Annotated in this window: 12 protein-coding genes, 1 tRNA gene and 1 pseudogene; 13 read left to right on the top strand and 1 reads right to left on the bottom strand. The window is 41.6% G+C overall.

Annotated elements, in window-relative coordinates; all coding sequences use genetic code 11:
- From RMB06_RS03440 to RMB06_RS03385, 12 genes and pseudogenes are all read left to right on the top strand, one after another.
- A pseudogene (locus tag RMB06_RS03440) lies at nucleotides 1–77 on the top strand (elongation factor Tu); the annotation flags it as partial.
- 60 nt (nucleotides 78–137) lie between these two features.
- Nucleotides 138–213: transfer RNA gene (locus tag RMB06_RS03435), tRNA-Trp, on the top strand.
- Nucleotides 214–288: 75 nt separating this feature from the next.
- Nucleotides 289–729, top strand: coding sequence for a preprotein translocase subunit SecE (secE, locus tag RMB06_RS03430; protein WP_002114837.1), 441 nt, complete (start codon nucleotides 289–291; stop codon nucleotides 727–729).
- 7 nt (nucleotides 730–736) lie between these two features.
- The gene (gene nusG, locus RMB06_RS03425; protein ID WP_002115092.1) at nucleotides 737–1,270 is read left to right on the top strand and encodes a transcription termination/antitermination protein NusG; all 534 of its coding nucleotides are present in this window, start codon (nucleotides 737–739) and stop codon (nucleotides 1,268–1,270) included.
- 109 nt (nucleotides 1,271–1,379) lie between these two features.
- Nucleotides 1,380–1,808: a 50S ribosomal protein L11 gene (gene rplK / locus RMB06_RS03420; protein ID WP_001074682.1), complete on the top strand. Its 429-nt coding sequence runs from the start codon at nucleotides 1,380–1,382 to the stop codon at nucleotides 1,806–1,808.
- 3 nt (nucleotides 1,809–1,811) lie between these two features.
- Nucleotides 1,812–2,507 carry a 50S ribosomal protein L1 gene (gene rplA, locus RMB06_RS03415; protein ID WP_005065788.1) on the top strand — a complete coding sequence of 232 codons (696 nt, stop codon included), beginning with the start codon at nucleotides 1,812–1,814 and terminating at the stop codon, nucleotides 2,505–2,507.
- A gap of 310 nt (nucleotides 2,508–2,817) precedes the next feature.
- On the top strand, nucleotides 2,818–3,324 hold the full coding sequence (rplJ, locus tag RMB06_RS03410; protein WP_002115099.1) for a 50S ribosomal protein L10: 507 nt from the start codon (nucleotides 2,818–2,820) through the stop codon (nucleotides 3,322–3,324).
- Nucleotides 3,325–3,366: 42 nt separating this feature from the next.
- On the top strand, nucleotides 3,367–3,738 hold the full coding sequence (gene rplL / locus RMB06_RS03405) for a 50S ribosomal protein L7/L12 (RefSeq protein WP_001229360.1): 372 nt from the start codon (nucleotides 3,367–3,369) through the stop codon (nucleotides 3,736–3,738).
- Between the two features lie 304 nt (nucleotides 3,739–4,042).
- Nucleotides 4,043–8,131, top strand: a complete 4,089-nt coding sequence (gene rpoB, locus RMB06_RS03400; protein ID WP_311078342.1) for a DNA-directed RNA polymerase subunit beta — start codon at nucleotides 4,043–4,045, stop codon at nucleotides 8,129–8,131.
- 86 nt (nucleotides 8,132–8,217) lie between these two features.
- Nucleotides 8,218–12,411, top strand: a complete 4,194-nt coding sequence (gene rpoC, locus RMB06_RS03395) for a DNA-directed RNA polymerase subunit beta' (protein WP_002114988.1) — start codon at nucleotides 8,218–8,220, stop codon at nucleotides 12,409–12,411.
- Between the two features lie 180 nt (nucleotides 12,412–12,591).
- Nucleotides 12,592–12,957: a hypothetical protein gene (locus RMB06_RS03390; protein ID WP_005065793.1), complete on the top strand. Its 366-nt coding sequence runs from the start codon at nucleotides 12,592–12,594 to the stop codon at nucleotides 12,955–12,957.
- 206 nt (nucleotides 12,958–13,163) lie between these two features.
- A complete protein-coding gene (locus tag RMB06_RS03385) occupies nucleotides 13,164–13,520 on the top strand; it encodes a hypothetical protein (RefSeq protein ID WP_002115127.1) in 357 nt (118 codons plus the stop codon).
- A gap of 40 nt (nucleotides 13,521–13,560) precedes the next feature.
- On the opposite strand, the gene RMB06_RS03380 is transcribed toward RMB06_RS03385, so the two are convergent.
- Nucleotides 13,561–14,046: a DUF4442 domain-containing protein gene (locus RMB06_RS03380; protein ID WP_005079397.1), complete on the bottom strand. Its 486-nt coding sequence runs from the start codon at nucleotides 14,044–14,046 to the stop codon at nucleotides 13,561–13,563.
- A gap of 117 nt (nucleotides 14,047–14,163) precedes the next feature.
- Here RMB06_RS03380 and RMB06_RS03375 point away from each other — a divergent pair, with 117 nt between their 5' ends.
- Nucleotides 14,164–15,042 carry an alpha/beta fold hydrolase gene (locus RMB06_RS03375; RefSeq protein WP_284088175.1) on the top strand — a complete coding sequence of 293 codons (879 nt, stop codon included), beginning with the start codon at nucleotides 14,164–14,166 and terminating at the stop codon, nucleotides 15,040–15,042.

Genomic DNA, 15,042 nt, shown 5'->3' with positions numbered 1-15,042 from the left:
ACCCAGGTCTACGTTTTGCGATCCGTGAAGGTGGTCGTACTGTAGGTGCTGGTGTTGTTGCGAAAGTAACTGCATAAGCATATTATAGTGACGGATTACGTCTCAGGTTGAGGGCTTTGGCTCTCACCCTGCATTATAGGTCAGTAGTTCAATTGGTAGAGCGTCGGTCTCCAAAACCGAATGTTGGGGGTTCGAGTCCCTCCTGACCTGCCATATTTTGAAATAAAAAGCTTGATGCTGGCTTAGTTGTTCATATAATAAGTCGCGAGTTCTACGACGAGTACAAAAATGTCGAATGATAAATCGCGTGACGCATTGAGCGACGCGCCAATTCCTCAAAGAAATAATTCTGCTGAAGTTGTTCGTTCTGGTTCGCCTTTAGATATTGTTCTATGGGTGATAGCAATAGCATTGTTGCTTTTAGCTACCATGGTGAATCAGCATTTGCCAGCGTATTGGGCACCTGCAAATAATGTTTGGGTGCGCGTTGGGGCAATTTTTGCTTGTATCGTTGTGGCTTTAGGTTTATTATACGCCACCCATCAAGGTAAAGGCTTCGTTCGCTTGCTAAAAGATGCACGAGTCGAATTGCGTCGAGTAACTTGGCCAACAAAACAAGAAACAGTCACTACATCGTGGCAGGTTCTATTGGTTGTAGTTGTTGCATCATTGGTTTTATGGTGCTTTGACTATGGTTTGGGTTGGTTAATTAAGTTGATTATCGGGTAAAAGAGCTATGAAACGTTGGTACATTATTCATGCCTACTCTGGCTATGAAAAACAAGTGATGCGTTCACTTACAGAACGAATCCAGCGTAGCGCTGTTGCCGATAGCTTTGGTGATGTCCTTGTTCCTACCGAAGAAGTGGTAGAAATGAAGGATGGTAAGAAACGTAAATCTGAGCGTAAATTCTTTCCTGGCTATGTGTTAGTCGAAATGGAAATGAATGATGATACTTGGCATATCGTTAAAGAATGTCCAAAGGTTCTAGGTTTTATCGGTGGTACACCTGAAAAACCAGCACCAATCACTCAACGTGAAGCAGATGCGATTCTTGCGCGTGTACGTAATACTGGTGAAGCGCCACGTCCTAAAACGATGTTTGAGCCAGGTGAAGAATTACTTGTTATTGACGGTCCATTCACAGACTTTAAAGGTGTGGTGGAAGAAGTTCAATACGATAAGTCACGTTTAACGTTGACGATTAATGTATTTAATCGACCAACTCAGGTTGAACTCGAGTTTCGCCAAGTCGAAAAAACGATTTAATCTCAATTGGTTGAAAAGCGCCCGATTTTATCGGGCATTGTTGTTGTAACAGTAGTGTTGCGTAAAGATTGGGGAGCCTAGCGGCGTTTGTACCCAGAGGTATTTTAAAATGGCTAAGAAGATTGACGGCTATATCAAGCTGCAAGTTCCAGCTGGTAAAGCAAATCCATCTCCACCAATTGGTCCTGCATTAGGTCAACGTGGTGTAAACATCATGGCATTCTGTAAAGAATTCAATGCTGCTACACAAAAAGTTGAACCAGGTCTTCCAATTCCTGTAGTGATTACTGTGTACAACGACAAGTCGTTCACATTCATCATGAAAACTCCTCCAGCTTCTATTCTTCTTAAGAAAGCTGCTGGTATTCAAAAGGGTTCATCTGTACCAAACAAAACTAAAGTTGGTAAGTTGACTCGTGCTCAGTTAGAAGAAATTGCGACTACTAAAGAACCGGATTTAACTGGTGCTGATTTAGACGCACGTGTTCGTACCATCGCTGGTTCTGCACGTTCTATGGGCTTGGAAGTGGAGCTATAAGACATGGCAAAGTTAACTAAACGTCAAAAAGCCATTGCTGCTGCTGTTGAAGCAAACAAAGTTTACACTTTGGAAGAAGCAGTACAAGTTCTTAACAGCCTACCTGCTGCAAAGTTCAAAGAATCTTTGGATGTAGCTGTAAATCTTGGTGTAGACCCACGTAAATCTGATCAGGTTGTTCGTGGCGCAACTACATTACCTGCAGGTACTGGTAAAACTGTACGTGTAGCTGTATTTGCTCAAGGCGCGCAAGCAGAAGCTGCTAAAGAAGCTGGTGCTGATGTTGTAGGTTTTGATGACCTTGCTGAAAGCATCCAAGGTGGAAATCTTGACTTTGATGTTGTAATCGCTGCTCCTGACGCTATGCGTGTTGTTGGTAAGCTCGGTACAATTCTTGGTCCACGTGGTTTAATGCCAAACCCTAAAGTTGGTACTGTAACTCCTGACGTAGCGAATGCTGTTAAAAACGCTAAATCTGGTCAGGCTCGTTACCGTGTAGACAAAGCGGGTATTATCCATGCTGCGATCGGTCAATTAGGCTTTGATGCTGCTGCTATCCGTCAAAACGTTGAAACCTTAGTTGCTGACTTGAAAAAGTTAAAACCTGCAACTTCTAAAGGTGTATATATCAAAAAGATCACTTTGAGCTCAACTATGGGTCCTGGTCTTACAGTTGATGTAAACAACGTTTCTAACTAAGTTTAGACTTAGTAAAGAATTTTAAAGTCCTGATTGGGGACAGAACTTAAATAGAAATGTTTTCTATTTAGTTGGGTGGAGCGAAGCTTTATCCCTTACCCGTCAGGCGGACTTTGAATTGATAAATGAGAATTTATCAGCGTCAAAGACCTCAGGCGAAGAGTTGTCATTTTCGAATAGCACTTTTCTTAATAAACCAGCCTGCGTAGACGCGGTGGTGTGATTTGTTCCTCCTCCGCGTGTAAGTCGAAAGGCTTACGAATTGGGAGTGTGCCCATTGGGTACATAAATCACCTTAGGAGGTTTTACAATGGCTCTTCTTATTGAAGACAAAAAACAGATCGTTGCGGAAGTAAGTGAAGTTGCTTCTAAGGCGTTTGCAGCCGTTGTTGCTGACTACCAAGGCTTAAGCGTAGAGCAATTAACAACACTTCGTGTTGAAGCTCGTAAGTTAGGTGTTTCTACACGTATTGTACGTAACACTTTGGCTAAACGCGCACTTCAAGATACTCAATTCAATATCTTGAACGACAACCTTGTTGGTCCAACAATTCTAGGTTTTTCAACTTCTGAAGATGACATGGGTGCAGCTGCACGTTTGTTCGAAGATTTTGCTAAAACTAACAAAGCATTTGAGTTAAAAGCTGCTGCATTTGACGGCAAAGTTTATCAAGGTGCTGACGTTAGCGTAATTGCAAACCTTCCGAACCAAGAGAAAGCTCTTACTATGCTTGCCTCTGTCCTTCAAGCTCCTATTTCGAAATTGGGTCGCCTTATTACAGCGCTCAAAGAGAAAAACGAGTCAGAAGCTGCTTAATCAATTTTACACACCATTCAATATCCATTTGGAGTTATTCTCATGGCTTTAACTAACGAAGAAATCTTAAACGCAGTTGCTGAAAAAACTGTTCTTGAACTTGTTGAATTAATTTCTGCTTTCGAAGAGAAATTCAACGTTTCAGCTGCAGCTGTTGCTGTTGCTGCTCCAGCTGGTGGCGCTGCTGCTGCTGCTGAAGAACAATCTGAATTCAACGTTGAGTTGACTTCTTTCGGTGCTAACAAAGTGGCTGTAATTAAAGCAGTTCGTGAAGCAACTGGCCTTGGTCTTAAAGAAGCTAAAGACCTAGTTGAAGGTGCTCCTCAAGTTCTTAAAGAAGGCGTTTCTAAAGAAGAAGGCGAAGAACTTAAGAAGAAACTTGAAGAAGCTGGTGCTACAGTTACACTTAAGTAATTGTAAAAGGAGTCGGTTTTTAAATCGGCTCCATAAAATGGCTGATGGCTCTTGGGTCATCAGCCTTTTTGCGTTACAATAATCGGCTCGATTTTTGTTAGTTTTGTTTGTTTTTTAGAAAAAATCAAATAAAACAAGTAATTTCAAATGTTTACCAATATTTTTCTTTTTTAAAAATATTGTTAAGCGTTTTTATACCACTAAAAATTGCAGCATTTGTAAACAGTGGTGGCCATATCGGCCTGCGTAATTCCTTCTGAGCCCGTTCTGCAGGCGGGCTTGGTTTACTTTCCGAGGACTCCAGATGGCATACTCATATACCGAAAAGAAACGGATCCGTAAGAATTTTGGTAAATTGCCCCAAGTAATGGATGCACCGTACTTACTATCGATTCAGGTCGATTCGTACAGAACATTCTTGCAAGATGGCAAAACTCCAAAAAACCGCGAAGATATCGGTCTCCAAGCCGCATTTCGTTCAGTTTTTCCTATCGAAAGTTATTCTGGCAATGCTGCTTTAGAATTTGTTGAGTATAGCCTTGGTAAACCTGAGTTCGATGTACGCGAATGTATTCTTCGTGGTTCGACTTATGCGGCACCAATGCGCGTTAAAATTCGTTTGATTATTAAAGATCGCGAAACTAAATCAATTAAAGACGTAAGAGAACAAGAAGTCTATATGGGTGAAATTCCACTCATGACTGAAAACGGTACATTCGTCATTAATGGTACTGAACGTGTAATCGTATCTCAATTACATCGTTCACCAGGCGTTTTCTTTGATCACGATAAAGGTAAAACCCACTCAAGTGGTAAAGTGTTGTATTCAGCACGTATCATTCCTTACCGTGGTTCATGGTTAGACTTTGAATTTGATGCAAAAGACTTAGTTTACGTACGTATTGACCGTCGTCGTAAATTACTTGCTACTGTTGTGTTACGTGCACTAGGTTATAACAACGAACAAATCTTGAATTTGTTCTATGAAAAAGTACCTGTGTATCTTGATATGGGTAGCTACCAGATTGATCTAGTACCTGAACGTTTACGTGGGGAAATGGCTCAATTTGATATTGCTGATAATGACGGTAAAGTTATTGTTGAGCAAGGTAAGCGTATTAATGCTCGTCACGTACGTCAAATGGAAGCTGCTGGTTTAACAAAACTTTCAGTTCCTGATGAATACTTATATGAGCGTATCACTGCTGAAAATATTACTTTGCGTGATGGTGAAGTAATTGCTGCGAATACTTTGTTAAGCCATGAAGTTATGGTGAAACTAGCAGAAGGTGGTGTTAAACAGTTCAATATCTTGTTTACGAACGATATTGACCGTGGTTCGTTTGTTGCTGACACATTACGTGCAGATACAACAGTTGGCCGTGAAGAAGCATTAGTTGAAATTTATAAAGTAATGCGTCCAGGCGAGCCGCCAACAAAAGAAGCTGCTGAAAACTTATTCAATAACTTATTCTTCTCTTCTGAGCGTTATGACTTATCTCCAGTAGGTCGTATGAAGTTCAACCGTCGTTTGGGTCGTCCATACGAAGTTGGTACTGACCAGAAGTCACGTGAAGTAGAAGGTATTTTATCGCACGAAGATATCATTGATGTATTACGTACATTAGTTGAAATCCGTAACGGTAAAGGTGAAGTCGACGATATCGATCACTTGGGTAACCGTCGTGTACGTTCTGTTGGTGAAATGACTGAAAACCAATTCCGTGTTGGTTTAGTTCGTGTTGAACGTGCTGTTAAAGAACGTTTAAGCCAAGCAGAAACAGATAACTTGTCTCCACAAGATCTAATTAACGCTAAACCAGTTGCAGCTGCAATCAAAGAATTCTTTGGTTCAAGCCAATTATCTCAGTTCATGGACCAAAACAACCCATTATCTGAGATTACGCATAAGCGTCGTGTATCAGCGCTTGGGCCTGGTGGTTTAACACGTGAACGTGCGGGCTTTGAAGTACGTGACGTACATCAAACTCACTATGGTCGTGTATGTCCAATTGAAACGCCGGAAGGTCCAAACATTGGTTTGATTAACTCGCTTTCAGTATATGCAAAAGCAAATGACTTCGGTTTCTTGGAAACACCTTACCGTAAAGTGGTAGATGGTCGAGTAACTGATGCAGTTGAATATCTTTCTGCGATTGAAGAAGTAGGTACTGTTATTGCACAGGCCGATTCTGCAGTAGATAAAGATGGCAACTTAACAGAAGAATTTGTTTCTGTTCGTCATCAAGGTGAATTCGTACGTATGCCACCTGAAAAAGTGACGCATATGGACGTTTCTGCTCAGCAAGTTGTATCTGTTGCTGCATCACTTATTCCATTCCTTGAACACGATGACGCGAACCGTGCGCTTATGGGTTCAAACATGCAACGTCAGGCAGTTCCTACTCTACGTGCGGATAAACCGCTTGTAGGTACAGGTATGGAAGCGAACGTTGCACGTGACTCAGGTGTGTGTGTGATCGCAAACCGTGGTGGTGCAATTGAATACGTAGATGCTTCTCGTATCGTTATTCGTGTAAACGAAGATGAAATGATTGCTGGTGAGGCGGGTGTAGATATCTACAACCTCATTAAATATACGCGTTCTAACCAAAACACTTGTATCAACCAAAATATTATCGTGAATTTGGGCGACAAAGTTGCTCGCGGTGATATCTTGGCAGACGGTCCGTCTACAGATATGGGTGAGCTTGCGCTTGGTCAAAACATGCGCGTTGCGTTCATGACTTGGAATGGTTACAACTATGAAGACTCGATCTTATTATCTGAGCGCGTACTTCAAGAAGACCGTTTAACTTCTATTCATATTCAAGAATTATCTTGTGTAGCGCGTGATACTAAGTTAGGTGCAGAAGAAATTACTGCCGATATTCCTAACGTTGGTGAAGCTGCACTTTCTAAACTTGATGAATCAGGTATCGTTTATATCGGTGCTGAAGTTACAGCAGGTGACATCCTTGTTGGTAAAGTAACGCCTAAAGGTGAAACTCAGTTAACTCCTGAAGAAAAATTGCTTCGTGCAATCTTTGGTGAGAAAGCAGCTGACGTTAAAGATTCATCTTTACGTGTTCCATCTGGTACAAAAGGTACAGTTATCGATGTTCAAGTCTTCACTCGTGATGGCTTAGAGAAAGATGACCGTGCATTGGCGATCGAAAAAGCACAACTTGATGCTTACCGTAAAGACTTGAAAGAAGAATACAAGATCTTTGAAGAAGCAGCTCGTGAGCGTGTAATTCGTTTGCTTAAAGGCCAAGAGTCTAATGGCGGTGGTTCAACTAAACGTGGTGACAAACTCGTTGAAGAAGTGTTATCTGGTTTAGAGCTTGTTGATTTACTTGAAATTCAACCGGCAGATGAAGCAATCGCTGAGCGTTTAACTCAAATTCAAGTGTTCTTAAAAGAAAAGAGCGCAGAAATTGATGAGAAATTCGCTGAGAAGAAACGTAAGCTTGCAACAGGTGATGAACTAACAACTGGCGTATTGAAAGTTGTTAAAGTTTACTTAGCTGTTAAACGTCGTATTCAGCCTGGTGATAAGATGGCTGGTCGTCACGGTAACAAGGGTGTTGTATCTAACATCTTACCTGTTGAAGACATGCCACACGATGCTAACGGTGTACCGGTAGATATCGTATTGAACCCGTTGGGCGTACCATCTCGTATGAACGTGGGTCAGATTCTTGAGACTCACTTAGGTATGGCGGCTAAAGGGCTTGGTGATAAAATCGAGAAAATGTTGAAAGAACAGCGTACAGTTTTAGAACTGCGTGAATTCTTAGACAAGATTTATAACAAAGTCGGTGGTGAGCAAGAAGATCTTGATAGCTTAACTGATGCTGAAGTCTTGGCACTTTCAGGCAACTTACGTGCAGGTGTACCTTTGGCTACTCCTGTATTCGATGGTGCTGAAGAAAGCCAAATTAAAGACTTGCTTGAGTTAGCTGGTATCTCTCGTACAGGCCAAACAGTATTGTTTGATGGCCGTACTGGTGAACAGTTTGATCGTCCTGTAACTGTAGGTTACATGTACATGCTCAAATTGAACCACTTGGTTGATGACAAGATGCATGCGCGTTCAACTGGTTCTTACTCTCTTGTTACACAGCAACCGCTTGGTGGTAAAGCACAATTCGGTGGTCAGCGTTTCGGTGAGATGGAGGTCTGGGCACTCGAAGCTTACGGCGCAGCATATACTCTCCAAGAGATGTTAACTGTTAAGTCGGATGACGTTGAAGGTCGTACACGCATCTATAAGAATATTGTAGATGGTAACCATTATATGGATCCGGGTATGCCTGAATCGTTCAACGTATTGACCAAAGAGATCCGTTCTTTAGGTATCAACATTGAACTGAAAAATGGTGATTAAGTCGTAAGACTCACGATTTTTTAGGTAAAAACAATATTTGTGACCCAGTCGGGTAAGCGTTGCTTCCCGACACACGGAGAAAAAAATTGAAAGACTTGCTCGATATCATGCGTAAGAAAACGGACTCAGATGGTCATGCACCAATTGAGTTTGACCGTATCCGTATTGGTCTTGCGTCACCAGAAATGATTAAGTCATGGTCTCATGGTGAAGTTAAAAAACCTGAGACAATTAACTACCGTACTTTTAAACCTGAACGTGACGGTTTGTTCTGTGCCAAAATTTTTGGTCCAGTAAAAGATTACGAATGCTTGTGTGGTAAATACAAGCGTATGAAATACAAAGGCGTCATTTGTGAAAAATGTGGCGTTGAAGTAACTACAGCGAAAGTTCGTCGTGAACGTATGGGTCACATTGAACTTGCTTCTCCAGTTGCACATATCTGGTTCTTAAAATCGTTACCGAGCCGTATCGGTTTATTATTAGATATGACACTTCGTGATATCGAACGTGTATTGTATTTCGAATCATACGTTGTAACTGACCCAGGTATGACTCCGTTTGAAAAGTATCAACTTTTAACAGACGAAGAATACTTCAATGCACTTGAAGAACACGGTGATGAATTCACTGCGAAAATGGGTGCAGAAGCGGTTCAGGACTTGTTGAAAGATATCGATCTTGAAGCTGAAATCGCACGTTTACGTGAAGAAATTCCTCAAACAACTTCTGAAACGAAGTTGAAAAAAGCGTCTAAACGCTTGAAATTGATGGAAGCATTCAAAGATTCAAACAACAAGCCAGAATGGATGGTGATGAATGTACTTCCGGTACTTCCACCTGATCTACGTCCATTAGTTCCACTTGAAGGTGGTCGTTTCGCGACTTCTGACTTGAACGATTTATACCGTCGTGTCATTAACCGTAACAACCGTTTGAAGCGTCTTCTTGACCTTGCTGCTCCAGATATCATCGTACGTAACGAAAAACGTATGTTACAAGAGTCTGTAGATGCATTGCTTGATAACGGTCGTCGTGGTCGTGCAATTACTGGCTCTAACAAGCGTCCATTAAAATCTTTGGCAGATATGATCAAAGGTAAACAAGGTCGTTTCCGTCAGAACTTATTAGGTAAGCGTGTTGACTATTCTGGTCGTTCGGTAATTACTGTGGGTCCTACTTTACGTCTTCACCAATGTGGTCTTCCGAAGAAAATGGCACTTGAATTATTCAAGCCATTCATTTTCGCGAAACTACAAGCTTCAGGTCAGGCAACTACCATTAAAGCTGCGAAGAAAATGGTTGAGCGTGAGACTCCGGAAGTTTGGGACGTTCTTGCTTCTGTAATTCGTCAACACCCAGTAATGTTGAACCGTGCGCCAACACTTCACCGTTTAGGTCTTCAAGCATTTGAACCTATTCTTATTGAAGGTAAGGCAATCCGTCTTCACCCACTCGTTTGTGCTGCGTTTAACGCCGACTTCGATGGTGACCAAATGGCGGTACACGTTCCATTGACACTTGAAGCACAGTTAGAAGCTCGTGCATTGATGATGTCAACAAACAACATCTTGTCACCAGCAAACGGTGAGCCAATCATTGTTCCTTCTCAGGACGTTGTCTTGGGTCTTTACTACATCACACGTGATGCTGTAAATGCCAAAGGTGAAGGCATGGTGTTTGCGGATACTCATGAGGTAAACCGTGCACTTGCTACTGGACAGGTTGCTATCCATGCGCGTGTTAAAGTACGTGTACACCAAACTGTTATCAATGAAAATGGTGAACGTGAACACCAAACTATTATTGTTGATACAACACCTGGTCGTTGTTTGCTTTGGGAAATTGTTCCACAAGGCTTAAGCTTTGACATGATCAACCTTGAGATGACTAAAAAGAACATCTCTAAATTGATCAACTCTTGCTACCGTAAACTTGGTTTGAAAGATACAGTTATCTTTGCTGACCAATTAATGTACTTGGGCTTCCGTCAAGCGACTCGTTCAGGTGTATCTGTAGGTATGGAAGACATGCTCATTCCACCTACTAAGCACACAATTATTGATAAAGCAGAAACAGAAGTTCGTGAAATCGAACAACAGTTCGAACAAGGTTTCGTAACTGCTGGTGAGCGTTATAACAAAGTTGTCGATATCTGGGCGCGTACAAACGACCAAGTTGCTAAAGCAATGATGGATAACTTGTCTTATACACTTGTTAAAAACAAACAAGGTGAAGATGAGAAACAAAAATCATTCAACAGCATCTATATGATGTCTGACTCTGGTGCCCGTGGTAGTGCGGCGCAGATTCGTCAGCTTGCTGGTATGCGTGGTTTGATGGCAAAACCGGATGGCTCGATTATTGAGACTCCGATTAAAGCGAACTTCCGTGAAGGTTTAACAGTACTTCAGTACTTTATTTCAACACACGGTGCGCGTAAAGGTTTGGCCGATACAGCATTGAAAACTGCGAACTCTGGTTACTTGACTCGTCGTCTTGTAGACGTAGCGCAAGACTTGGTAATTACTGAACCTGACTGTGGTACAGCGGGTGGTTTAGTAATGACTCCATTCATTCAGGGTGGTGATGTCATCGAGCCATTACGTGACCGCGTATTAGGTCGTGTAACTGCTGAAGATGTACGTCGTGCATCTGATGATGAAGTTGTATTACCTCGCGGTACGTTAATTGACGAGAAAATCGCAGCTCAGCTTGAAGAAGCTGGTGTCGATGAAGTTAAAGTACGCTCAGTAATCGCATGTGAATCAACATTCGGTGTATGTGCTCGTTGTTATGGTCGTGACCTTGCACGTGGTCACTTGGTGAACCCAGGTGAATCAGTTGGTGTAATGGCTGCACAGTCAATCGGTGAGCCAGGTACACAGTTAACGATGCGTACGTTCCACGTTGGTGGTGCTGCGAGCCGAACTTCTGCTGCGAACAGTGTTCAAGTACGTAACAAAGGTACTGTACGTTTCCATAACGTGAAAACTGTACAACATGCAAAAGGCCACTTGGTTTCAGTTTCACGTTCAGGTGAAATTGGTATTGCCGATGATTTAGGTCGTGAGCGCGAGCGTTATAAACTTCCTTACGGTGCAAGCATCTTGTTGAAAGATGGTGAAGCTGTAGAAGCTGGCGGTATCGTAGCGACTTGGGATCCGCATACACATCCATTAGTAACAGAAGTTGCTGGTAAAGCGCGCTTCAGCCAAATCGCTGATGGCGTAACTGCAACATCGAAAACTGATGATGCAACTGGTATGACTACTGTTGAAATCTTGCCTGTAACAGCTCGTCCTGCTTCTGGTAAGGATTTACGTCCTGCAATCGTGTTGGATACAACAGATGGCGGCGAACAGTTCTACTTCTTGCCACAAAATACAATCGTAACTGTCCGTGATGGCGAAACGATTGGTGTGGGTGACGTTATTGGTCGTGTACCACAAGAAACATCACGTACTCGTGATATTACCGGTGGTCTTCCGCGTGTAGCTGACTTGTTCGAAGCGCGTAAGCCAAAAGAGCATGCAATTCTTGCTGAAGTATCAGGTGTTGTAAGCTTCGGTAAAGAGACTAAGGGTAAAAACCGTTTGGTAATTACTCCTGATGATGGTTCTGAGATTTACGAAGAATTGATTCCAAAATGGCGTCAAATCAACGTATTCGAAGGCGAGCATGTGAACCGTGGTGAGACTATTTCTGATGGTCCACAAAACCCACATGACATCTTGCGTTTGAAAGGTGAAGTTGCATTAACTAACTACATCGTGAACGAAGTTCAAGACGTTTACCGTCTCCAAGGTGTAAAAATCAACGATAAGCACATTGAAGTTATCGTACGTCAAATGTTGCGTAAAGTTGATATCACTGATGGCGGTGATACAAGCTTCATTAAAGGCGAGCAAGTGGATTACATCCGCGTTGTTCAAGAGAACCAAGCTGTCTTGGCTCAGAACAAGTTCCCTGCGAAGTTTGAACGTCAATTGATGGGTATTACGAAAGCATCGCTTTCTACTGACTCGTTCATCTCTGCTGCATCGTTCCAGGAAACAACTCGTGTGTTAACTGAAGCGGCTGTAACAGGTAAAGAAGATGATTTACGTGGCTTGAAAGAAAACGTTGTAGTAGGTCGTTTGATTCCGGCAGGTACTGGTCTCGCGTACCACTTAGAGCGTCGTCGTCAAGAAGCAGAAGCTGCAGAGCATGAGCTTCATAATGACTTCAGCGAAGTAGACCAAGCATTTAGCCAAGCATTAAACTCTGAACAATTCTAAGTTTAGACTGGCACTAAAAAAGGCACCTTAGGGTGCCTTTTTTATTTATATTTATTTATAACAATTTTAAATTGTAATTACATAAACATATTAAAGAGCCATTATTTTATTACTTAAGCGGGATAAATACTCCACAAAAACACACTAGGCTACCTGCTTATGAAGACTGGAGTAAATCTAATGAAAAAAATGATGATGATTGTTAGTGTTGGCCTGATGTCTACAACTTTGTTTGTTGGTTGTCAGAATGCAAGCCCAGAAAGTCAACGTATTGGTTCAGCTGCTATTGGTGGTGGTGCAGGTGGTGCAGTAGGAAAACACGTGGGCGGTAATATAGGTGCAGGTCTAGGAGCGGCACTCGGTGCAGGTGTTGCGGCTAATGCAAAAGGGTCTAGCAGTAAAACCGTACGTAATAGTGCAATTGGTGCTGGTGTCGGCGCTGTATTAGGTGGAGCAATTATTGGTGGTGACGCTGGTGCTGCTACAGGTGGAGCATTGGGTGGTAGTGCCGGTGCAGCCTATGAAGAGAAGAAAGGGAAGTACTAAAAGTATCCTTAATAATTGTTAAACTATAGAAGTCTTTATGTCATTAAAGACTTCTTTTTTATAATTAAAATTTTGCTTAATAAATATAAAAGGCCGAGCTTTACAAAATATCAATCGATTAGGACAGACGGATAACACAATCTGATCAAATTCCTCATAAAAGGGGATTATTCTTTTCTCTAGAACAGATCATTGTGAGAACGGTCATGAAAAAAACAATTGGATTAGTTTCTGCTTTAATGTTGTCTACACTTATGTTCACAGGCTGCCAAAATATGAGCCCATCTGACCAACGTATTGGTGCAGCAGCAGCAGGTGGAGCACTTGGTGGTGGTTTAGGTAACCATGTAGGTGGTGGTATTGGTGCAGGCTTAGGCGCAGCGGTAGGTGCAGGCGTAGGTTCTAATACCCAAGGCGGCAGTAAACAGACAACGACTAAGAGTGCGATTGGTGCTGGTATCGGTTCAGTCGTAGGTAAAGCACTGATTGGTGGTGACTCTGGTGCTGCAATTGGCGGTGCAATCGGTGGTGGTGCTGGTGCTGCGATTGAAGAGAAAAGATAAAAAATTAACAAATAAAAATAAGCGCTTTTAGCGCTTATTTTTATTGAGGGAAAGGTTTCGCCTTTTTACGTCTGATATAAAGCGTTTTCTGAACCTCTGCAATTCTTACTCCAGATTCATCAAAAATGTTTAGATGATAAGTTCTTAAAACAGGTTCATAGTTCTCGGCAAGTTCACGAATTTGTTCTATTTCAGCTAAATCAACTCGAATATCTGCATGTACAGTACTGCGTCCTGGAGAAAGAAAATTGATTTCGGCAGCTTTGTCCCAAACAATATATTTTGATCCGAGATGATGCATAAGAATCATCATATAAAATGGGTCCACCATTGAATAAAGGCTTCCACCAAAATGTGTACCGACTAAATTTTGGTTTTTCCAAGTCAGCGGCATTTTTACACGCACATGGCAAAGTTCTAAATTCATGATTTCAATATAAATCCCTGCGCCACGATAAGGGGGATAGTGATTAAATAGAAATTTTGAAATCGTAGGATTGTTCTGAAGTCTTCTTAAAATAGCCATAATAGTCAATTTTTTTTATTGCAACAGTATTCATACTAGATAAGTATCATCTTTTTTATATTGATGGCAATGCTCTATCCGACTAACGACATGATCGATTGAAAAACAAGATAGGAAATGATTATGCAGCCAAAAGTTCATACAGTAACAACAAGTGATCAACAAACGCTTTGTGCTAAAACATGGGGTGACGAAAAAAATACTCCCTTGGTTTTAGTACATGGCTATCCAGACAATCAAGAAGTATGGGAATCAATCATTGAGCATTTGATTAATGACTTCTACATTGTTACTTACGATGTACGTGGAGCTGGTTTGTCATCTATACCAAAACGTATACGTGATTATCGTTTAGAGCGTTTATCTCTAGATCTCCAAGAAGTTGTTGATGAGTTATTACCAAATCGTCAATTCCATATGGCTGCACATGATTGGGGATCAATTCAGTCTTGGGAGTCTGTCACCGAGCCTAAGTTCAAAGGTCGTTTATTATCATACACTACCATTTCTGGACCATGTCTTGATCATGCCGCTTTATTTTTACGTGATAAATTTAAATCTTCACCAGCTCAAATCTTAAAAATATTAACCAAATCTTGGTATATCGGGGCATTCCATCTTCCGTTATTAGCACCAACTGTCTGGTCTCTTTTTAGCCCAGAAAAATGGGGTAAAGTTCTTACTCAACTAGAGAGGAAAAGTAATTTACCTTTAAATAATAATATTAATGCCGATGGAAAATATGGCATTAATTTATATCGTGCCAATTTTATTCCTCGCTTAACTAGCCCACGTCAACGTTATGCACAGTGCCCAGTAAAAGCGGTTATTTTAAAATATGATACTTTTGTAAGCCCAGAATACATCACTGAAGCTATGCCAAAGTGGGTTGAAAAATTTGAATATGTAGAGCTTAACGCAAATCACTGGGCCATTCTGAGTGAGCCAGAGAAAATAGCAACTCATATTCGTGAGTTTATTAAAGCTCAAGCGTAA

This window comes from Acinetobacter sp. V104_13 (assembly GCF_031798995.1).
GTDB lineage: Bacteria > Pseudomonadota > Gammaproteobacteria > Pseudomonadales > Moraxellaceae > Acinetobacter > Acinetobacter pittii.
The sequence above is the reverse complement of the archived record's forward strand: the minus strand, read 5'-3'. Positions and strand labels throughout refer to the sequence as shown.